The following is a 20127-nucleotide window of genomic DNA, read 5'->3' on the forward strand; positions in this document are numbered from 1 at the left end:
TTCAGACCTCCACCTTGATGGGAATAGTGCGTTTCTTGTTGCCGCCGAACAGACTGACGTCGCTGGCGCCGTCGGAGCAGCCGTTGCCGAAGGTGAAGCCGCAGCCTCCGCGCATGTCGAAGGCGTTCTCGGCGTATTCGCGGTGGGTGGTCGGGATCACGAAGCGGTCTTCGTAGTTGGCGATCGCCATGATGTGGTACATCTCCTCGACCTCGGCCACGGTCAGACCGGCCTGCTCCAGCACCGCCAGGTTCTGCACCTGGTCCACATGTTTGCTGCGCTGGTAGGACCGCATCGCCAGCATGCGCTGAAGCGAACGAATCACCGGTGCCGTGTCGCCGGCAGTCAGCAGATTGGCCAGATACTGCAAGGGAATGCGCATCTGGGCGATGTCGGGCAACTCGCCATTGACGCCGATCTGGCCGGCGTTCGCCGCCGAGGTGATGGGCGACAGCGGCGGCACATACCAGACCATGGGCAGCGTGCGGTATTCGGGGTGCAGCGGCAATGCCACCTTCCACTCCACCGCCATCTTGTAGACCGGACTGCGGCGCGCGCCTTCCAGCCAGGCTTCGGGAATGCCGTCCTTGCGCGCCTGTTCAATCACTTTCGGATCGTTCGGGTCCAGGAAGATGTCGAGCTGGGCCTGGTACAGGTCTTTGTCGTCTTCCACACTGGCCGCTTCCTGGATGCGGTCAGCGTCATACAGCACCACACCGAGGTAGCGGATGCGCCCGACGCAGGTTTCGCTGCAGACTGTGGGCTGGCCGGCTTCAATGCGCGGATAACAGAAGGTGCATTTTTCGGCCTTGCCGCTCTTCCAGTTGTAATAAATCTTTTTGTAGGGGCAGCCTGAGACACACATGCGCCAACCGCGGCACTTGTCCTGGTCAATCAGCACGATGCCGTCTTCCTCGCGCTTGTAGATCGAGCCCGACGGGCAGGACGCCACGCAGGCCGGGTTCAGGCAATGCTCGCACAGGCGTGGCAAATACATCATGAAGGTGTTTTCGAACTGGCCCACCATGTCTTTCTGGACCTGGTCGAAGTTCGCCAGATTGGCGTCCTTGCTGCGCTTGGAGAATTCGCCGCCAAGGATTTCTTCCCAGTTCGGGCCCCATTCAATCTTCTCCATGCGCTTGCCGGTGATCAGGCTGCGCGGCCGCGCCGTCGGCGTGGCCTTCATCTCCGGCGCCGACTGCAAATGGTCGTAGTCGAAGGTGAAAGGTTCGTAATAGTCGTCAATCTGCGGCATGTTCGGGTTGGAGAAGATGCGCATCAGCAGCTTCCACTTGCCGCCCTGGCGTGGCTCGATCGAACCGTCGGCCTTGCGCACCCAGCCGCCGTTCCATTTATCCTGGTTTTCCCATTCCTTGGGATAACCGATGCCGGGCTTGGTTTCGACGTTGTTGAACCAGGCGTATTCCATGCCGGGCCGGCTGGTCCAGACGTTTTTGCAGGTGACCGAACAGGTGTGACAGCCGATGCACTTGTCCAGGTTCAGCACCATGCCGATTTGTGCGCGTACCTTCATGCTGCTTCTCCCATTTGTTGCACGGCAAACGCCTTGTCGTCATCGCGCGGCGTATCCAGCCAGTCCACTTTGTCCATCTTGCGCACCACCACGAACTCGTCACGGTTGGTGCCTATGGTTCCGTAGTAGTTGAAGCCGTAGGAAAGCTGCGCGTAGCCGCCGATCATGTGGGTCGGCTTCAGCACGATGCGTGTCACCGAGTTGTGGATGCCGCCACGCTGGCCGGTGATCTCCGAGCCCGGGGTGTTGACGATTTTTTCCTGAGCGTGGTACATCATCACCATGCCGGGCTTGACGCGCTGGCTGACGACAGCCCGCGCGGCAATCGCGCCGTTGACGTTGTAGGCCTCGATCCAGTCGTTGTCCTCCACGCCGATCAACTTCGCGTCGTCTTCACTGAGCCAGATGATGGGTCCGCCCCGGCTCAGCGTCAGCATCAACAGGTTGTCGGTGTAGGTCGAGTGAATGCCCCACTTCTGGTGCGGCGTGATGAAGTTCAGCAGTATCTCGGTGTTGCCGTTGGTACGGATCCCGTGCACCCCAGCCGTAGCCTTCAGGTTCACCGGCGGCCGGTAACTGGCCAGGCCTTCGCCGAAAGCCAGCATCCACGGGTGGTCCTGGTAGAACTGCTGGCGGCCGGTGAGGGTGCGCCATGGGATCAATTCATGCACATTGGTGTAGCCCGCGTTGTAGGACACGGTTTCCGATTCAATGCCACTCCAGGTCGGCGAGCTGATGATCTTGCGTGGTTGCGCCTGGATGTCGCGAAAGCGTATCTTCTCGTCCTCGCGGTGCAGCGCCAGGTGCGTGTGCTCGCGGCCGGTCTGCTTGCCCAGTGCCGCCCAGGCCTTGACCGCCACATGGCCGTTGGTTTCAGGGGCCAGCTGCAGCACCATCTCGCAGGCGTCGATGTCACTGTTGATGCGCGGCATGCCCTGGGTCACACCGGGCTCGGTCACCAGACCGTTGAGCTGACCGAGCTGCTTCACCTCGGTTTCGGTGTTCCACGAAATACCCTTGCCGCCATTGCCGATCTTGTTGAGCAGCGGGCCGACGGCCGTGAAACGTTTGTAGACATTGGGATAGTCGCGTTCGACCACCTGCATCTGCGGCGCCGTCTTGCCGGGCACCAGTTCGCACTCGCCACGCTTCCAGTCCTTGACTTCAAAAGGCTGGGCCAGCTCACCCGGGGTGTCGTGCATCACCGGCGTCAGCACCATTTCCTTCTCGACGCCGAGATGGCCTTCGCACAGCTCGCTGAATTTTTTCGCGAAGCCCTTGTAGATTTCCCAGTCGCTTTTCGATTGCCAGACCGGGTCCACCGCGGTCGACAGCGGATGGATGAAGGGGTGCATGTCGCTGGTGTTGAGGTCGTTCTTCTCGTACCAGGTCGCCGTCGGCAACACAATGTCGGAGTACAGGCAGGTCGTGCTCATGCGGAAGTCGAGCGTGACCAGCAGATCCAGTTTGCCCTCGGGCGCCTTGTCATGCCAGACAACTTCCTCCGGTTTGCCTTCCTCTGCGCCGAGGTCTTTGCCCTGAACACCGTTGTCCGTGCCGAGCAGATGTTTGAGGAAATACTCATGGCCCTTGCCTGACGAACCGATGATGTTGGAGCGCCAGACAAACATGTTGCGCGGCCAGTTGTCCGGATGGTCCGGGTCCTCGCAGCTCATCTTGAGCGAGCCGTCCTTGAGCGACTGGACGACATAGTCCTTGGCATCCAGACCCGCGGCCTGCGCGTCCTTGACGACCTGCATGGGATGGGTCTGCAATTGCGGCGCGCTTGGCAACCAACCCATGCGCTCGGCGCGCACGTTGTAGTCGATCATGCTGCCGCCGTAGAGCTTTTTATCGGCCAGCGGCGACAGCACTTCGTCCACGCCGAGTTTCTCGTAGCGCCACTGGTCGGTGTGTGCATAAAAGAAACTGGTGGAGTTCATCTGCCGGGGTGGACGGATCCAGTCGAGCGCAAAGGCCAGCGGCGTCCAGCCGGTCTGCGGCCGCAGTTTTTCCTGGCCCACGTAGTGCGCCCAGCCACCGCCGCTTTTGCCGATGCAGCCGCACATCATCAGCATGTTGATGACGCTGCGGTAGTTCATGTCGCTGTGGTACCAGTGGTTCATGCCTGCACCGATGATGACCATGGACCGGCCTTCGGTCTTGTCGGCATTGTCGGCAAACTGGCGTGCGACGGCGATCACCTGGTCGCGCGGCACACCGGTGATCTGCTCCTGCCAGGCCGGCGTGTAAGGTGTGTTGTCGTCAAAATCGGCGGCAGCCAGTTCACCGGGCAGGCCGCGGGAAATGCCGTACTGCGCGACCTGCAGGTCGAACACCGTCGCCACCAGGGCCGAACGCTCCTCGCCAGCCTTGCCGAGTGAAATGCGTTGCACGGGCACTGTACGCACCAGCACATCGCTCTGCTCATTGTTCTGGAAATGGTCATGGTGGATGCCGCCGAAGTACGGAAAACCGACCTTGGCGCTGTCAGCACTGGGTGCATCACCTTCCATCACCGACAGCTTGAGCGTGACCTCGTCACCCTGGCGCGCCTCCTTGGACTCCAGGTTCCACTGGCCGGCATCGGCACGGCCGTCCGGACCCCAGCGAAAGCCGATGGCGCCGTGCGGCAGGACGACCTTGCCCTGCGCGTCGAAAGCCACGGTTTTCCACTCGGGGTTGTTCGCCTGGCCCAGCTTGCCGTTGAAGTCGGACGCCCGTACATAACGGTCCGGCACCATGACGGTTTCACCGTTTTCCATCTGGTGCTCTTTCAGCATCACCAGCATGGGCAGATCGGTGTAGCGGCGCGCGTAGTGGTCGAAGTAGGCCGAACGCGGTTTGCCATTGCCACCGAAGTAGAAGTCTTTCAGAATCACGTGGCCCATGGCCATGGCAACTGCAGCATCGGTGCCCTGCTTGGGGTGCAGCCACAGGTCGGAGAGCTTGGCGACCTCGGAATAGTCGGGCGTGATCGCGACCGTCTTGGTGCCCTTGTAACGGACCTCGGTGAAGAAGTGCGCATCGGGGGTGCGCGTCTGCGGCACGTTGGAACCCCACGCAATGATGAAGCCGGAGTTGTACCAGTCAGCCGATTCGGGCACGTCGGTCTGCTCACCCCAGACCTGGGGGCTGGACGGAGGCAGGTCGCAGTACCAGTCGTAGAAACTCATGCACACGCCGCCGATCAGTGACAGGTAGCGCGAGCCGGAGGCATAACTGACCATGGACATCGCCGGGATCGGCGAAAAACCGATGATGCGGTCGGCGCCGTGTTTCTTGATCGTGTGGACGTTGGAGGCCGCAATGATCTCGTTGACCTCGTCCCAGCTGGAACGCACGAACCCACCCAGGCCGCGCACGCTCTGGTAGTCGCGCCGCTTGGCGTCGTCCTGCACCACGGCCGCCCAGGCCTCGACCGGCGCCAGCGTCAGGCGCGCTTCGCGCCAGTGCTTGAGCAGGCGGGCGCGCACCATGGGGTACTTGACGCGGTTGGCGCTGTACAGATACCAGCTGTAGCTGGCACCGCGCGAGCAGCCGCGCGGCTCGTGGTTGGGCATGTCCCAGCGCGTGCGCGGGTAGTCGGTCTGCTGGGTTTCCCAGGTGACGATGCCGCCTTTGACGTAGATCTTCCACGAACACGATCCCGTGCAGTTCACGCCATGGGTGCTGCGCACAATCTTGTCGTGCGCCCAGCGGTTGCGGTAGGCGTCTTCCCAGGTCCGGTCTTCGGCGGTGGTGACGCCATGCGCCCCGGAGAAAGACTCCCGGGGGTTGGAAAAGTGGCTCAGTCGATCGAGAAAGTGACTCATTTGATTCTCCGTTAAAGCGGTAAAAGCGGGTCCGACGACGGCTCAGGGGTTTTTGATCTCGGCGCCGCGGCGCAGGTAAAACCACCAGTTCAGCACCAGGCACAGGGCGTAGAAGATGGCAAAGCCGTACATGGCGTTTTCGGGTGTACCGGCCTTGATCTGCGCGCCGATTACCACCGGGGCGATGAAGGCGCCGTAAGCGGCAATGGCCGAGGTCCAGCCCAGCACCGGGCCGGCCTGCTGGCGGTCAAAGATGACGCCAATCGTGCGGAAGGTGGAGCCGTTGCCGATGCCGCTGGCGGCAAACAGCACGACGAACAGCACCATGAAGATCAGGAAGTACTGCTCCGGTGCGGCCGACTTGTAGGCCAGCAGCATCACATAACCCACGGCCACGGAAACCACCACCATGATGGCGGAGATGATCTGCGTCACGATGGAGCCGCCGACCTTGTCTGAAACCCAACCGCCCACGGGGCGGATCAGTGCGCCGACAAACGGGCCTATCCAGGCAAAAGTGAGGGCCGATGGTGCGTTCGGGTTTTTCAGTGTGTGCTGCATGACGCCGGCGGCGTCGGGCACATGGCTGATGCCGAAAATCACGGTGATTGCCAAAGGCAGGGCCATCGAGAAACCGATGAAGGAACCGAAGGTCACGATGTAGAGCAGCGTCAGCGACCAGGTGTGTTTGTTACTGAAAATTGCAAACTGTTTGGCAATGGCTTCCTTCATCGGGCCGAAGGCCGTCACCTTCAGCACCATCAGGGTGCTGACCACAATCAGTGGCATGGCGATCCACATGTTGAGCAGGCCCAGCCCCGTGGGTTTAGGCAGGTAGAGGTACAACCCGACACCGGCCGGCACAAACGACAGGGTGTACAGCCAGATGATCTTGAGGAAGGCCGGGATCGTGCCGCCGATGGCGGGCGAGACGGTGGTCAGGTTGTTCATGCCGAAAAAGCAGATGACCGACAGCGGCACCAGCGACAGCAGCCAGGCGAAGCCGGCGTTCTGGATCCAGGTGGGGGTACCGGCCGTGATTTTTCCGAGAATCCAGCCGCTGTCCTTGACCAGCGTCATCGATTCGCCACCGAAACTGCCGAAGATGCCGACGGTCATCACCAGGGGAATGACAACCTGCATGGCGGTGACGCCGAAGTTGCCCAGGCCCGCATTGAGGCCGAGCGCCGTGCCCTGCAGCCGCTTGGGAAAAAAGGGGCTGATGTTGGACATCGAACTGGCGAAGTTGCCGCCGCCCACACCCGACCACAGCGCCATCAGCTGGAAGGACCACAGTGGCCATTCAGGATGCTGCAGCACGATGCCGGTGCCGATGGCCGGCGCCAGCAGCATGGACGTCGTCAGGAAGATGGTGTTGCGTCCGCCAGCCAGCCGGATCAGGAAGGAGGCCGGGATGCGCATGGTGGCGCCGGCCAGGCCTGCAATGGCCGTCAGCGTGAACAGCTCGGCCTGGGTGAAAGGAAAACCCAGGTTGAGCATCTGCACGGTGATGATGCCCCACATGCCCCAGACGGCAAAACCGCACAGCAGGCTGGGCACGGAGATCCAGAGATTACGGTAGGCAATGCGCTTGCCGGTGCTTTCCCAGAACTGCTCGTCTTCGGGACGCCAGTCGGTGATGTCGGCGCTGGAACTTGTTTGGGTATTCATGGTGCTTCCTCAAAAAAGGGATTTGTTCAGGCCTGTGCGCCGGCCGCGTTCTTGCCCATGACTTCAGTGCGGCGCACCTCTGTCCAGTACATCCAGATCAGCGAGACCCAGACGATGCCGTACATGAACATGAAGGCGCTGGAGCGGATGCCCGTCAGGTCCATCAGACCGCCAAAGATGATGGGCAGCACAAAGCCGCCCAGACCACCGGCCAGCCCGACAATGCCGCTGATCGCGCCGATGTTGGCGCCGTAGTCGTCGCTGATGTACTTGAAGACACTGGCCTTGCCGAAGGCCCAGGCAATGCCCAGAATGAACATCAGCGCGGTGAAGGTGTAGACGTTCAGGCCGAGGTGGAAAGTCGTCGGGCCATTGACCGTGAGAATGGTGAAGTCGGTCTGTGGGTAGGAGAGCAGGAACAGGCAGACCCAGCTCACCCACATCACCCACCAGGTCACGCTGTGCGCGCCGTACTTGTCGGACAGAATGCCGCCGAAGGCGCGCAGCACGCCACCGGGCAGCGAGAAACACGCCGCCAGCAGCGCTGCCACGCGGATGTCGAGGCCGAACTCGCCCACGTAGTACTGGACCATCCAGAGCGACAGGGCCACATAACCACCGAACACGATGCTGTAGTACTGGCAATACTTGAGGACTTTCGGATCCTTCAGGGCCTTGAGCTGGTCGCTGAACTTGACATGGCTGGGCACCAGGTGCGAAGGGTCGCTGTAGCTGAACAGCCAGAACAGCACCAGCGCAGCCAGCATGATGACCGCGTACACCTGAGGAACCATGGCCCAGCCAAAGGCCACCAGCAGCACCGGTGCCACAAACTTGTTGACGGCGGCACCCGAGTTGCCGGCGCCGTACACACCCATCGCCATGCCCTGGCGGCTTTTCGGGAACCAGCGCGCCACGTAGGGCGTACCCACCGAGAAGGAGCCACCGGCCAGGCCGACAAACAGGCCGATCACCAGAAAGTGCCAGTAGACCGTCGCGTAACTCATGAGCCAGATCGCGGGCACGGTGATGGCCATGAGGATCGTCATGACGATGCGGCCACCGTAGCGATCGGTCCAGATGCCCAGCGGGACGCGGATCAGGGAGCCCGTCAGCACCGGCGTGGCCGCGAGCAGGCCGAACTCGGTGGCGTTGAGATTGAGCATCTTCTTGATCGGGATGCCGATCACGCCGAACATCATCCAGACCATGAAGCAGACGGTGAACGCCAGCGTGCTGACAATCAGCACCGACCATGCTTTTCTTGAATTGCCCAGTTCAGAGGCCATGTTGTTTCTCCAGACACATGGCATGACTGTCGGCCTTTCCCCCCGTCTTGAATATCCTCCTTTCGAACGTGGTGACAGGGCCGGAAAAGCGCTGGCGGCCAGCGCCGCCATCGTTCTGAAGAACTAGGGCCGGGTCAAGCTGCCCCGGACTTGATCTTTGTCAACCCATCTCCCGGCCAGCCGCGTATACGGCCGCCTGCACCCTGGAGGTGAGCTGCAGCTTGCGCAGAATGTGCTGGACGTGAATCTTCACTGTCGTCTCCGCGATGTCGAGCTTGCGGGCAATCACCTTGTTGCTGTCGCCGCGCGCGATCAGCGCCAGCACCTCACGCTCGCGCGCCGACAGCAGCGCGATGGCCGAATCAGCCTGCAGGCCCGGCAACGGAGCGTCCCCATGACGGTCGCCGTTGCGGTCGCCATTGCCCGCCGCGACATCGCCATTGGCGGTCGGCGGAGACTTGGAACGGAAAGCGGCCACCAGCTTGGTCATCATTTCCGGGCTGACCACCGACTCCCCCTCCAGCACCTTGATGATGGACTCCGACAGGCTGTCCAGCTCCACGGTTTTCAGCAGGTAACCGTCGGCGCCGGCCTGCAGCGCTGCAGACAGGTCGTCCTCGTTCTCACTCACCGTCAACATCAGGATGCGGGTGCCAGGTGCCGCCTCCTTGAGCGTCGCGATGCCGTCCACGCCCAGAACACCCGGCAGGTGGTTGTCCAGCAGGATCAGATCCGGCTTGCTGCGCTTCACGCAGCGCAGCGCCTCGCCGATGTCGCCGGCCTCGCCCGCCACCGTGAAACGTCCGTCCTGCGAGAGCAGCGCGACGAGACCGCGGCGAAACAGGGTATGGTCATCGACCACCAGCAGGGCAATGGGCATCGTCATGTCTGGTCCTCAGTCACCGTGCGCACCGGCGGTCGCGGCCGCAAACCCCGAAGACCTGGCAGCGACGGTGCCGCTGACCTCCGGATGCGGCGGCAGCGTCAGTGTCACGGTGGTTCCCTCGCCGGCCGTGGAAACAATCTCGACCTCGGCGCCTATGCGTCCTGCGCGCTCGCGCATGATGTTCAGGCCGACATGGGACTGTCCGGGGTGCTTGCCGGTGTCGAAGCCGGCGCCGTTGTCGTGCACCACAAAACGCCAGCGCACACCCTTGTTCACCTCCAGGCCGACCTGCATGGCGCCCGCGTGTTTTCGTACATTGGACAGCGCTTCCTGGAGCACATGCAGCACCTGCACCTGCACGTCCGAAGGCAGGGGCAGACCCTGGCCGTGGACCTGCAGCTGGGCCGCCAAACCCGTCTGGCTCTGGAACTTCTGCAGGGTTTCCTGCAGGGCCTGCTCGATGTCGTCGGTATTGGTTCGGGTGCGGAAATGCACCAGCAGCTCCCGGACATCGCTGATGCTTTCGCGCAGCCCGACGTCCAGTTCATCGAGCGCACCCTGCACCTGCACCGGCTGCCCTTTCTGCACGGCTGCCCGCAGCAACTGCACCTGGATCTTGAGGAAGGCCAGGGATTGGGCAATCGAGTCATGCAGGTTGCGCGCCAGCAGCGCCCGCTCCTCCGCCACGGCCGCCTCCCGGTCCAGGGCGTCGGCGCGCAGACCTTCCAGCGAACTGGCCAGATGGCTGGCTAACGCGTCCAGCAATTCAATTTCATCCGCACTGAGCATGACCGTGGTGCGAAAGAACAGATTGAACTCGCCGAGCAGGCGCTGCTGCAGGCGTATCGGCACGGTGACGACACTTTCGTAGCCCGCCTTGGCGCAGTGGCGCACCGGCGCTTCGTCGTGGCTGAGGATGGGAATCACGCGGGTGCGCGCGTCCGGCCGCAGGTTGCCGCAGGCGCACGCGCCCGCGAGCAGGCTGCGCTCTTCTTCCACCAGCTCCTGCGGGAAACAGTCGGAAGCCAGCATCAGGTACCGCTGGTTGGCATCATCGGACCAGCGCACTGCGGCGGCGTCGGCCTTCATCACGGCGCGCACGCGCTGGGCAAAACCGCGTGCCAGCTCGTCAATGCTGCCGGCCTGGGCCAGAAAGGCGCTGACCTTGTACAGCGCCTCCAGCCGCGCGCGTTGCGCCTCGATGCGCCGCGTCTTGGCCTCGACCTTGGCCTCCAGCCCTTCATACAGCGACTGCAGGGTCGCCGTCATGTGGTTGAAGCCGGCCGCCACCTGGCCGAACTCGTCCACGGTGTCGACCTCGATGCGTGTCCTGAAATCCCCGGACTCCAGCTTGCGCAAGCCCAGCCTGAGCTGTGCCAGCGGGTTGATCACGTACATGTAACCGGTGAAAAGCATGATGACCGCCCCGCCGATAGCCAGCAACATCATCAGCAACTGGAACAGGTTCAGGACGGCGGTCAGCCGGGACAGGTGCTGCTCGATCGCCAGCACCAGCCGGTCGCTGGCGTCCACAAACGCAGCCCCGGCCTTCATCAGGTCCTGTGCCGGCGCCGCCGGCTCAGCCAGCCACAGCGGACGCTGGGCACGCCACAGGGACTCGACATCGGCAAAACGCGCACCCACCTGGTCGTCCCAGGGCACGAACAGCGGCCGGGAAGGGTCGCCTTCGCGCAGCAGGGCCAGGCTCTCGTCGAAGCGGGTCACCAGCGCCTGCAACTCGGTGCGTTCCACGCCGGCCTGCACGGCGCTGGCCAGGCGCCAGGTCTGCATGCGCATGCGCCCGGCTTCGTTGACGGCTGCGGCGCCGCCTTCGAGCTGCCAGGTGACCCACAGGGTCAGCCCGATGGAGACCAGGGCCACCACCAGCAGGCTGACCCCGATGCGCATGAGTTTTTTGGAGAGCGAGGCGGTGTGCTGCATGGCTCAGGGCCGCGTCCCGGTCTGGCGTGCGCCGCGGGCGGTGGCTGTGGGCGCCGCGCAGGCGCTGCACACCATGGCGGCCAGGCGCTGCAGCGCCTGCCAGCCGTCGGCCGGCCAGTCGGGCTGCTTCAGGCCCTTGACGATGCCGTCAACCTTGTGCGCAGCGTGCAGCAAATTGGCCAGTGTGGTCTCACCCATCTGGGGCAACACCCGCTCGAACAGTTTTTCCTTGACACCCCAGACACGGTTTTCGCGCAAGGCCATCGGCATGGGCCGACCCGCGCCCAGCGCGTCCTTGACGCGTTTCATGCTGCGGATGTCCTCGCTCAGGGCCCAGTGCACCAGCACCTCGGATTCACCTTCGGACTGCAGGCCGTCAAGCATGCGCTGCACGCGCAGGGCATGGCCGCCGAGCACCGCTTCGGACAGCTTGAACACGTCGTAACGCGCGACGTTGAGCACGGCGTTTTCGACCTGGTCGAAACTCAGTTCTGCCGACGTTCCCGGGCCGGTGGGATACAGCAGACCCAGCTTCTGGATCTCCTGGTGCGCGGCCAGCAGGTTGCCTTCGACCCGGTCGGCAAAAAACTGCAGGGTTCGCTGGCCCTCCTCGCCTTGCGCCACCCGCTGTCCCTGCCGCTGCAGGCGCTGGGCGATCCACTGCGGCAGGTTGCGCCGGTCAATCGGGTCGAACTTGACCGTGGTGCCAAAACTTTCCAGCGCACCGAACCAGGCGCCCTTGGTCGTCATGCTGTCCAGGCGCGGCAGCAGCACCAGGGTCAGCGTGCTGTCGTCGCCCTGCGCGCGTTCGGCAATCTGCTGCAGCGCAACCGAGCCGTCCTTGCCGGGCTTGCCGCTGGGGATGCGGATCTCCACAATCTGCTTGTCGGCAAACAGGCTCAGGGAGCCGCCGCTGGCCAGCACCTCGCTCCAGTCGAAATGGGCGCCGGCCACGGTGTGCACCGTGCGTTCGGTGTAACCCCGCTCGCGCGCGGCTGCGCGTAGCGCGTCGGCGAATTCCTGCACCAGCAGCGGCTCGTCGCCGTGCAGGGTGTACAGGCTCCTGAGCCCGCGCTGGAGATGGTCGGAAAGTTGGGCGGGCGCCAGGTTCATGGTGCACCAGTTTAGCGGCTGGGGGTTTTGCATCAAGCCCTCCTGACCCGGCCGCACTGGCAGACGCGGACTGCTGACGGCATACTGCTTGCCATGACACAACGCATTCGCCTGATTGGCGCGCCCACCGACATCGGCGCCGGCACCCGCGGCGCGTCGATGGGCCCCGAGGCGCTGCGCGTGGCCGGCCTGCAGGCCACGCTGGAAGGCCGCGGCCTGCAGGTGAAGGACGAAGGCAACCTGGGCGGCCCGCCCAACCCGTGGCAGCCGCCCGTTCAGGGTTACCGTCACCTGGCCGAAGTGGCCGCCTGGAACCGATCGGTGCATCAGGCCGTGTTCTCGGCCCTGAGCGAAGGCGACTTGCCCCTCCTGCTGGGCGGCGACCACTGCCTGGCGATCGGCTCCATCAGCGCGGTGGCACGCCGCTGCCGTCAGACCGGCCACACCCTGCGCGTGTTGTGGCTGGACGCGCACGCCGACTTCAACACCAACCACCTGACCCCCACCGGCAACACCCACGGCATGCCGGTGGCCGTGTTGTGCGGCCACGGCCCGGCGGAGCTGACCGGCATCGGCGGTGTGGTTCCGGCGATCCAGGCCTCGGCCGTTCGGCAGATCGGCATTCGCAGCGTTGACGAGGGGGAAAAGCACCTCATCCGGCAGTCGGGCATGGAAGTGTTCGACATGCGTTACATCGACGAGTGGGGCATGCGGCAGACCATGGCAGCGGCGCTGGCCGGCGTGGATGCGCAGACCCACCTGCATGTGAGTTTCGACGTTGATTTTCTCGACGCAATGATTGCGCCCGGCGTCGGCACGGCCGTCAAGGGCGGCCCGACCTACCGCGAAGCCCAGCTGTGCATGGAAATGATCGCCGACACCGGCCGCCTGGCCTCGCTGGACGTGATGGAACTCAACCCGGCCCTGGACGTGCGCAACGGCACGGCCGAAGTGGTGCTGGAACTGGTCGAAAGCCTGTTCGGCAAAAGCACGTTGATGCGTTGATCTCAAGCAACCGAGCCGCACCAGCGCCGTTCGTGCTACTGAATTAATAGCTGCTGGCGCCTGTCCCGATTGGGCTCAGACCCGATTTCATCATGTATTCCGGCCTGCGGCGCAGGCGGCCGCGTCAGATCTCCTTGACGGCGGCCAGCCGGCGCAGGATCTGCTGCACGATGTCGCTCTGCATGTCGCGGTAAAGCAGCGCCTCCTCGGTTTCCTTGGCCAGCACCGCGGACTCGTTGAAACTGATGTCACGCTGCAGCACGATCTCGGCCGGCGGGATCAGCAACTTGCCCTTGAGCGTGCGCAGCTGGAACCTGAAACGTGTGCGCAGCTGGAACTCGCGCACCTGGCCCGCAGCGTTGATGCCCACCACGACTTTTTCGCGCTGGTCGAGCAACACATCGAGAATCACGTCCGCCTCGCCGATCAGACGGGGGTCGCGGATCACCTTCACCGTGCCGCCCGCTTCCAGGTTGCGGTTGAGCTCGGTGCCCAGCGTCGACGTTTCGGCCGCACCGCTGTAAATGGTCTTGAACGCGTAGTTGGGGGCCTTGCGCAAGGCAAAACCGCAAGCACTCAGGACAGAGGCCGACAGGGCGGACAGCAGGAAGACGCGACGTTGCATGGTGGTTTCCTTCAGACGACGATGTTGACCAGGCGACCCGGAACAACGATGACTTTTTTGGCCGCGGCGCCGTCGGCCTGCCTGACAAACGCGTCCGAGGCCAGCGCCGCCGCCTCGATCGCGGCCTTGTCGGCGCCGGCGGGCACGGTGACCGAGCCGCGCAGCTTGCCATTGATCTGCAACACCAGCTCGATCTCGTCCTGCACCAGGGCAGACGCGTCCACCTCCGGCCAAGGCGCGTCGAGCAGGTCGCCATGGTCTTTGGCAAAGCCGAGCTCGTCCCACAGGGCGTGCGTCACATGCGGCGTGGCGGGGTAAAGGCAGCGCAGCAGGATGCTCATGCCTTCGCGCAGGGCAAACGCTGAAGCGGCCGAGGTCTGGCCTTTGAAGTCTTCGAGGGCGTTGAGCACCTTCATGGCGCCCGACACCACGGTGTTGTACTGCATGCGCTGGTAGTCGTAGTCGATCTGCTTGAGCACCGTGTGGATCTCGCGGCGCAGCGCCTGCGTTTCCTTGTCAAATTGGGCCCCAGCCTTTTGGGGACGGACACCGGCAGATCCCAATTGCATAGCATCGAGCTTGACGCCGAAGTTCCAGACGCGGCGCAGGAAACGGTAGGAACCTTCCACGCCCGCGTCGTTCCACTCCAGCGTGGCTTCGGGCGGGGAGGTGAACATGGTGTACAGCCGCGCGGTGTCGGCGCCATATTTCTCGATCAGGTCCTGCGGGTCGACACCGTTGTTCTTGCTCTTGCTCATGGTGCCCACGCCTTCGTAGGTGACCATGGAGCCGTCCTTGCGCAGCTTCGCACCAATGACCTTGCCATGTTCGTCATGCACATCGTCCACATCAGCCGGCCAGAAGTATTCGACGCCGCCCTTGGCGCCCTTGCGCGAGTAGATGTGGTTGAGCACCATGCCCTGCGTCAGCAGCTTGGTGAAGGGTTCATCGACCTTGACCAGCCCCATGTCGCGCATGACTTTGGTCCAGAAACGCGCGTACAGCAAATGCAGGATGGCGTGTTCAATGCCACCGATGTACTGGTCCATCGGCATCCAGTAATTGGCGCCCTCCGCGACCATCTTCTCGCTGTTCTTCGGGTCGCAATAACGCATGTAATACCAGGACGAATCGACAAAGGTGTCCATGGTGTCGGTCTCGCGCCGCGCCGGCTTGCCGCAGACGGGACACACCACCCCGGCGTGAAAACCTTCGTGCTTGTGCAGCGGGTTGCCCGAGCCGTCGGGCACGCAGTCCTGCGGCAGCACCACCGGCAGGTCTTTTTCCGGAACCGGCACCGCGCCGTGTTCCTCGCAGTGGATGATGGGGATCGGCGTGCCCCAGTAACGCTGGCGGCTCACACCCCAGTCGCGAAGGCGCCAGGTGGTTTTTTTCTCGCCCAGGCCCAGCGCGGTGAGGTCGGCGGCCACCGCATCGACCGCGGCCTTGAAGGCCAGGCCATCGTATTTGCCGGAGTGGATGGCCACGCCCTGCTGCTTGTCGCCGTACCAGTCGGCCCAGGCGGCGTCACTGTAGGTCTTGCCGCTCACGTCCGTGACCTGCTTGATCGGCAAAGCGTATTTCTTCGCGAATTCGAAGTCGCGTTCATCGTGCGCCGGCACGCCCATGACCGCGCCGTCGCCGTAACTCATCAGCACGTAGTTGCCGACCCAGACCTCCACCGGGTCGCCCGTCAGCGGGTGCGTGACGGACAGCCCGGTGCGCTGACCCTTTTTCTCCTGCGTAGCCAGTTCGGCTTCGGTGGTGCCGCCGGACTTGCAGTCCTCGATGAAGGCGGCGAGCTTCGGATTCGACGCCGCCGCATGGAGCGCCAGCGGATGTTCGGGCGCCACGGCGCAGAAGGTCACGCCCATGATGGTGTCGGCGCGCGTGGTGAAGACGTACATCTTCCCGTCGCCGATCAGCGCGCCAGCGCCATCCCTGATCTCATGCGGAAATGCAAAACGCACGCCTTCGCTTTTGCCTATCCAGTTTTCCTGCATCAGCTTGACGCGCTCGGGCCAGCCCGGCAGCTTGTTGCTGACGCTGTCGAGCAGTTCTTCGGCGTAATCGGTGATCTTCAGGTAGTAGCCGGGGATCTCGCGTTTTTCCACCACGGCGCCGGTGCGCCAGCCCTTGCCGTCAATGACCTGCTCGTTGGCCAGCACGGTCTGGTCCACCGGGTCCCAGTTCACGACCTGGGTCTTGCGGTAGGCGATGCCCTTGTCCAGCATCTTCAGGAACAGCCACTGGTTCCACTTGTAGTAACTCGGGTCACAGGTGGCGACCTCGCGGCTCCAGTCGATGGCCAGCCCCATCGCCTGCATCTGCTTTTTCATGTAGGCGATGTTGTCGTAGGTCCACTGCGCCGGCGGCACGCCGTTTTTCATCGCGGCGTTTTCCGCCGGCAGGCCGAAGGCGTCCCAGCCCATGGGCATGAGCACGTTGTAGCCCTTCATGCGCAGATAACGCGCGAGCATGTCGTTGATGGTGTAGTTGCGCACATGGCCCATGTGCAACTTGCCGCTGGGGTAAGGCAGCATGGAGCAGGCGTAATACTTCTTTCTGGACGTGTCTTCGGTGACGCGGTAAGCGTCGGCCGCGGTCCAGTGGGTTTGCGCACTGCGCTCAACGTCGAGGTGGTTGTATTTGTCTTGCATGGCGCACGGAAGAGGGAAAAAAAATGAAGCAGCCCCTGGCTGCCGGTTGCAGGGATTTTAGGCGCTGGGCCGGGCCCGCCGCGCCGGAGCGCCTTCAGGGCCGGGTCGCGGGGGCAGGCGTTGTGGTGGCGGGGGCGTTCGCGACGAAGCCGATGCGGTTCAGGCCGGCTTTCTGCGCGATGCCCATGACCTCGACAATGCGGCCATAAGGCACGGTTTCGTCCGCCCGCAGTTGCACTTCGGTGTCGGGGTTCAGCGCCGCGTTTTGCCGCAGGCGCTGATCCAGCTGGTCCCCGGAGACCGGCTGGTCATCGAGGAAAGCCTGGCCGGCCTTGTCGACCACCAGCGTGACAAACTGCGGCGCCTCGTTCGGCCGGGCGGCATCACTTTTGGGCAGGTCCAGCTTGATCGAGCTGGCCAGCAGGGGCGCGGTGATGATGAAGATCACCACCAGCACCAGCATCACGTCCACCAGCGGGGTGACATTGATCTCGCTCATGGGCTGCGCGCCCGCACTGCGCTCTAGCCGGCCGAAACTCATGATAAATGGCCCCCACGCTTGTCGCTTCGCGAGCCTTCGGCGGTGCGCTGCCCCTCGCACGAAGAAGAGGGGCCGCTGCGCCTGAGGCCCGGCGAAGCCGGTTCCGCGGCCCCTGCTGGTGCATCAAGAGTCCCCGCGCTTGTCGCTTTGCAGGCCATGGTGCGAATGGTCAGTCTTTGCGACTGAGCAACAGCTCGCGCACATCGTAGGCAAACCCTTCCAGGTCAGCCTCGATGCGGCCGATGTTGCGGCCAAAGATGTTGTAGGCCAGCACGGCGGGAATGGCCACGGCCAGGCCGGCGGCCGTCATGATCAGCGCCTCGCCGACGGGGCCGGACACCTTGTCGATGGTGATCTGGCCGGCCGCCGAAATGCCCACCAGCGCGTGGTAGATGCCCCAGACCGTGCCCAGCAGGCCGACAAAGGGCGCGGTCGAACCAACGGTGGCCAGCAAAACCTGGCCGTACTGCAACTTGTGCAGCACCACATGCAACGCATCGCGCAGAAGCCGCGTCAGTTGCTGGGACCGATCGCCGGCCGAGGCCAGCGTACCGCCGGCCTGGAGTCGGGTGGCGGCGATCAGCGGCAGCACCAGCGCCTCGCGGTCGAAGGCAGCCACCTTGGGCTGGGCCTCCTCGACCGAGGCGGACTGCCAGAACACGGCCGTGCTGCGGGCCACATCGCCGACCGCGCGTTTGAGCAGCCAGGCTTTCCAGACAATCACGACCCAGCTGGCCACCGACATCAGCAGCAGCAGCGCCGCCACCAGACCAGTCACCGCGTCGCCCTGGGTGATCAGCGCGAGGATGTTCATTCAGGCACTCACTTGAGGTTCAGCACATCGAACATGTCGTACAGGCCGGCCGGTTTGCCGGCCAGAAAACGCGCGGCCCGCAGGCTGCCCTGGGCGTAGGTGACGCGGCTGGAGGATTTGTGGGTGATTTCAATACGTTCGCCGGTGCCGGCAAACAGCACCGTGTGGTCACCGACAATGTCGCCGCCGCGAATCGTCGCAAAACCGATGGACGAGGGGTCGCGCTCGCCGGTCACGCCTTCCCGGGCATAGACCGCGCAATCCTTGAGGTCACGACCCAGCGCGCCAGCGATCACCTCGCCCATTTTCAGCGCGGTGCCGGACGGCGCATCGACCTTGTGGCGGTGATGGGCCTCGATGATTTCGATGTCGTAACCGGTGCTCAGGGCTTTGGCAGCCATTTCAAGCAGTTTCAGCGTGACGTTGACGCCGACACTCATGTTGGGCGCCATGACGATGGCGATGTCTTTGGCGGCAGCGGCGATGTCGGCTTTTTGCGCATCGGAAAAACCCGTGGTGCCAATCACCAGCTTGACGCCCAGCTCGCGGCACCTGGCCAGGTGCGCCATCGTGCCTTCGGGACGGGTGAAGTCGATCAACACCTGGGCGCCGGCCAGGCCGGCGGCCAGGTCGGCGGTGATCACAACACCACTGGCCTGTCCGAGAAAGCCTGCGGCGTCGCCTCCCAGCCCCGGGCTGGTGGCCACATCCAGCGCGCCGGTCAGCTGGCAGTCGCCACTGCTGCGCACGGCCTCGACCAGCATCTGGCCCATGCGGCCGCCGGCACCGGCCACCGCGACACAAAGAGGGGCCTGCTGCAGCGTGCTCACCGGGCCGGGCTTTCCAGCGGCGGGTAGCTGGCGGCCGAAGGCGCGGTCGCGGGGGGCGTCACCGGGGGGGTGGCGGCTGTGGCAGCCGGTTTCTTTTCGACGGCCTGGAGCTGCTCTTCGGTCAGCTCGAGCACCGGCACCTTGCCGAGCTTGCGACGCGAGTCGAGCTTGGCGACGAAGTCCGATTCGCTGGGCATGTCATCGCCCTCAAACCGCTCAAGGGCATCACCCTTGAAAAAAACCGTGAGCCTGAGCGCCTGCGGCTCCACGCCCTGGCGCTTGAGGGTAAAGACATAGTCCCATCGATCTGCATGGAAAAGACTGGCCAGCAGCGGCGTGCCCAGCACCTGGCGCACCTGTTCCCGGGACATGCCAGGCTTGAGCAGTTCGACCTGCTCCCTGGAGACGAAGTTGCCCTGGACAACCTCGATCTTGTAAGGCGTGATCCAGTTGACGGGGTTGATCCTGCTTTCGCTCAAACCCCCGGTCAGGCCTTTGCCGCTGCCGCAGGCAGCCAGTCCGGCGCAGGCCAGGACGGCGAAAGCGGTGTGGAGGCCGCGACGGTAATTTGCACGCATGGCTGACATAGTAGGGGGGTGTAGCGATATGATTGGCCATTGTAGCGGCTGGGTGCTGCTGCGTACGCGCCTCCGGCCCCTGAATGCCGGGCCTGCACAGGCCCCGACTGCGGCCCCTTTTCCTCAGGAAGTCTCCTCCATGAGCAACATCGACGAACTCAAGAACACCGGACTGAAAGCCACCCTGCCGCGCCTGAAGATCCTGGAGATTTTCCAGGCCGGCAAGCAGCGGCACATGACGGCAGAGGATGTTTTCCGGGTGCTGCTGGAAGACCGGTCCGACATCGGGCTGGCCACGGTCTACCGCGTGTTGACCCAGTTCGAGCAGGCCGGCCTGCTCAACCGCAGCAATTTCGAATCCGGCAAAGCCGTCTACGAAATCAACGAAGGCCAGCACCATGACCATCTGGTGTGCCTCGACTGCGGCAAGGTCGAGGAGTTTTACGACGCCGAAATCGAGAAACGCCAGCACGCAGTCGCCAAGTCCAAGGGGTTTGCGATCGCCGACCATTCGCTGTCGATGTATGCCAACTGCACCAAGGACAAGTGCCCGAACCGTCCTGTGTCGCCGCGGCATCCGCACCACGGCTGATTTTTGATGGAATGGGCAGAAGCCTCTCGACTGGCGGGCGCAAACAGCTATTAATTCAATAGCAAAATATGAGGCGAAGGTTTCGCACCGGGCTCGCTCACGAAGTGGGCAAGCGCAGGTGCTCTCAATTCAAGCAGGGGCCGCGGAACCGGCTTTGCCGGCCCGCAGGCACAGCGCCCCCTCGGGGCTGATGCCTGCGGCTCTAAACCTGCTTTAGCAGGTTTGGACAGGCA

15 protein-coding genes are annotated in these 20127 nt (G+C 63.7%); 2 read left to right on the plus strand and 13 right to left on the minus strand.

The genetic code is table 11. The features are described 5' to 3' along the window. Position 1: 1 nt before the first annotated feature. From narH to holA, 7 genes are all read right to left on the minus strand, one after another. Positions 2-1534, minus strand: coding sequence for a nitrate reductase subunit beta (gene narH, locus PSV33_RS04465; RefSeq protein WP_300559187.1), 1533 nt, complete (start codon positions 1532-1534; stop codon positions 2-4). Next, the gene (locus PSV33_RS04470) at positions 1531-5349 is read right to left on the minus strand and encodes a nitrate reductase subunit alpha (RefSeq protein WP_300559190.1); all 3819 of its coding nucleotides are present in this window, start codon (positions 5347-5349) and stop codon (positions 1531-1533) included. The genes narH and PSV33_RS04470 overlap by 4 nt, the downstream gene beginning before the upstream one ends. A 42-nt stretch (positions 5350-5391) precedes the next feature. Next, on the minus strand, positions 5392-7020 hold the full coding sequence (locus PSV33_RS04475; protein WP_300559192.1) for an antiporter: 1629 nt from the start codon (positions 7018-7020) through the stop codon (positions 5392-5394). 26 nt (positions 7021-7046) lie between these two features. Further along, positions 7047-8309 carry a nitrate/nitrite transporter gene (locus PSV33_RS04480; RefSeq protein WP_300559194.1) on the minus strand — a complete coding sequence of 421 codons (1263 nt, stop codon included), beginning with the start codon at positions 8307-8309 and terminating at the stop codon, positions 7047-7049. A 160-nt stretch (positions 8310-8469) separates the two neighbouring features. Then, complete coding sequence (locus tag PSV33_RS04485; RefSeq protein WP_300559196.1) at positions 8470-9195, minus strand: response regulator; 726 nt, start codon at positions 9193-9195, stop codon at positions 8470-8472. A gap of 9 nt (positions 9196-9204) precedes the next feature. Beyond that, complete coding sequence (locus PSV33_RS04490; protein WP_300559198.1) at positions 9205-11136, minus strand: type IV pili methyl-accepting chemotaxis transducer N-terminal domain-containing protein; 1932 nt, start codon at positions 11134-11136, stop codon at positions 9205-9207. A gap of 3 nt (positions 11137-11139) precedes the next feature. Further along, entirely contained in the window at positions 11140-12249 is a 1110-nt protein-coding gene (gene holA, locus PSV33_RS04495; RefSeq protein WP_300559239.1) for a DNA polymerase III subunit delta, read from the minus strand. A 93-nt stretch (positions 12250-12342) separates the two neighbouring features. On the opposite strand from holA, the gene rocF reads away from it, so the two are divergent. Further along, the gene (rocF, locus tag PSV33_RS04500; RefSeq protein ID WP_300559201.1) at positions 12343-13254 is read left to right on the plus strand and encodes an arginase; all 912 of its coding nucleotides are present in this window, start codon (positions 12343-12345) and stop codon (positions 13252-13254) included. Positions 13255-13378: 124 nt separating this feature from the next. On the opposite strand, the gene lptE is transcribed toward rocF, so the two are convergent. The 6 genes from lptE to PSV33_RS04530 form a co-directional block, all read right to left on the minus strand. Then, positions 13379-13879 (minus strand): LPS assembly lipoprotein LptE, encoded by a 501-nt coding sequence (gene lptE / locus PSV33_RS04505; protein WP_300559203.1) that lies wholly within the window; start codon positions 13877-13879, stop codon positions 13379-13381. Positions 13880-13890: 11 nt separating this feature from the next. After that, positions 13891-16539: a leucine--tRNA ligase gene (gene leuS / locus PSV33_RS04510; RefSeq protein WP_300559205.1), complete on the minus strand. Its 2649-nt coding sequence runs from the start codon at positions 16537-16539 to the stop codon at positions 13891-13893. Between the two features lie 94 nt (positions 16540-16633). Beyond that, entirely contained in the window at positions 16634-17080 is a 447-nt protein-coding gene (locus tag PSV33_RS04515) for a biopolymer transporter ExbD (protein WP_300559207.1), read from the minus strand. 169 nt (positions 17081-17249) lie between these two features. Continuing rightward, on the minus strand, positions 17250-17894 hold the full coding sequence (locus tag PSV33_RS04520) for a MotA/TolQ/ExbB proton channel family protein (RefSeq protein ID WP_300559210.1): 645 nt from the start codon (positions 17892-17894) through the stop codon (positions 17250-17252). An 8-nt stretch (positions 17895-17902) separates the two neighbouring features. Continuing rightward, positions 17903-18724 carry a 4-hydroxy-tetrahydrodipicolinate reductase gene (gene dapB / locus PSV33_RS04525; RefSeq protein WP_300559213.1) on the minus strand — a complete coding sequence of 274 codons (822 nt, stop codon included), beginning with the start codon at positions 18722-18724 and terminating at the stop codon, positions 17903-17905. After that, the gene (locus PSV33_RS04530) at positions 18721-19302 is read right to left on the minus strand and encodes an outer membrane protein assembly factor BamE (RefSeq protein WP_300559216.1); all 582 of its coding nucleotides are present in this window, start codon (positions 19300-19302) and stop codon (positions 18721-18723) included. The genes dapB and PSV33_RS04530 overlap by 4 nt, the downstream gene beginning before the upstream one ends. Before the next feature lie 139 nt (positions 19303-19441). Between PSV33_RS04530 and fur the strand changes: the two genes are divergently transcribed. Continuing rightward, positions 19442-19894 carry a ferric iron uptake transcriptional regulator gene (fur, locus tag PSV33_RS04535; RefSeq protein ID WP_300559219.1) on the plus strand — a complete coding sequence of 151 codons (453 nt, stop codon included), beginning with the start codon at positions 19442-19444 and terminating at the stop codon, positions 19892-19894. Positions 19895-20127: the final 233 nt, after the last annotated feature.

Origin of the sequence: Polaromonas sp., assembly GCF_029945895.1 — a bacterium.
GTDB lineage: Bacteria > Pseudomonadota > Gammaproteobacteria > Burkholderiales > Burkholderiaceae_C > Polaromonas.

Coding starts and splice junctions, on each gene's coding strand:
- narH (WP_300559187.1), bottom strand. CDS start 1,534: ATGAAGGTACGCGCACAAATCGGCATGGTGCTGAACCTGGACAAGTGC.
- PSV33_RS04470 (WP_300559190.1), bottom strand. CDS start 5,349: ATGAGTCACTTTCTCGATCGACTGAGCCACTTTTCCAACCCCCGGGAG.
- PSV33_RS04475 (WP_300559192.1), bottom strand. CDS start 7,020: ATGAATACCCAAACAAGTTCCAGCGCCGACATCACCGACTGGCGTCCC.
- PSV33_RS04480 (WP_300559194.1), bottom strand. CDS start 8,309: ATGGCCTCTGAACTGGGCAATTCAAGAAAAGCATGGTCGGTGCTGATT.
- PSV33_RS04485 (WP_300559196.1), bottom strand. CDS start 9,195: ATGACGATGCCCATTGCCCTGCTGGTGGTCGATGACCATACCCTGTTT.
- PSV33_RS04490 (WP_300559198.1), bottom strand. CDS start 11,136: ATGCAGCACACCGCCTCGCTCTCCAAAAAACTCATGCGCATCGGGGTC.
- holA (WP_300559239.1), bottom strand. CDS start 12,249: ATGAACCTGGCGCCCGCCCAACTTTCCGACCATCTCCAGCGCGGGCTC.
- rocF (WP_300559201.1), top strand. CDS start 12,343: ATGACACAACGCATTCGCCTGATTGGCGCGCCCACCGACATCGGCGCC.
- lptE (WP_300559203.1), bottom strand. CDS start 13,879: ATGCAACGTCGCGTCTTCCTGCTGTCCGCCCTGTCGGCCTCTGTCCTG.
- leuS (WP_300559205.1), bottom strand. CDS start 16,539: ATGCAAGACAAATACAACCACCTCGACGTTGAGCGCAGTGCGCAAACC.
- PSV33_RS04515 (WP_300559207.1), bottom strand. CDS start 17,080: ATGAGTTTCGGCCGGCTAGAGCGCAGTGCGGGCGCGCAGCCCATGAGC.
- PSV33_RS04520 (WP_300559210.1), bottom strand. CDS start 17,894: ATGAACATCCTCGCGCTGATCACCCAGGGCGACGCGGTGACTGGTCTG.
- PSV33_RS04530 (WP_300559216.1), bottom strand. CDS start 19,302: ATGCGTGCAAATTACCGTCGCGGCCTCCACACCGCTTTCGCCGTCCTG.
- fur (WP_300559219.1), top strand. CDS start 19,442: ATGAGCAACATCGACGAACTCAAGAACACCGGACTGAAAGCCACCCTG.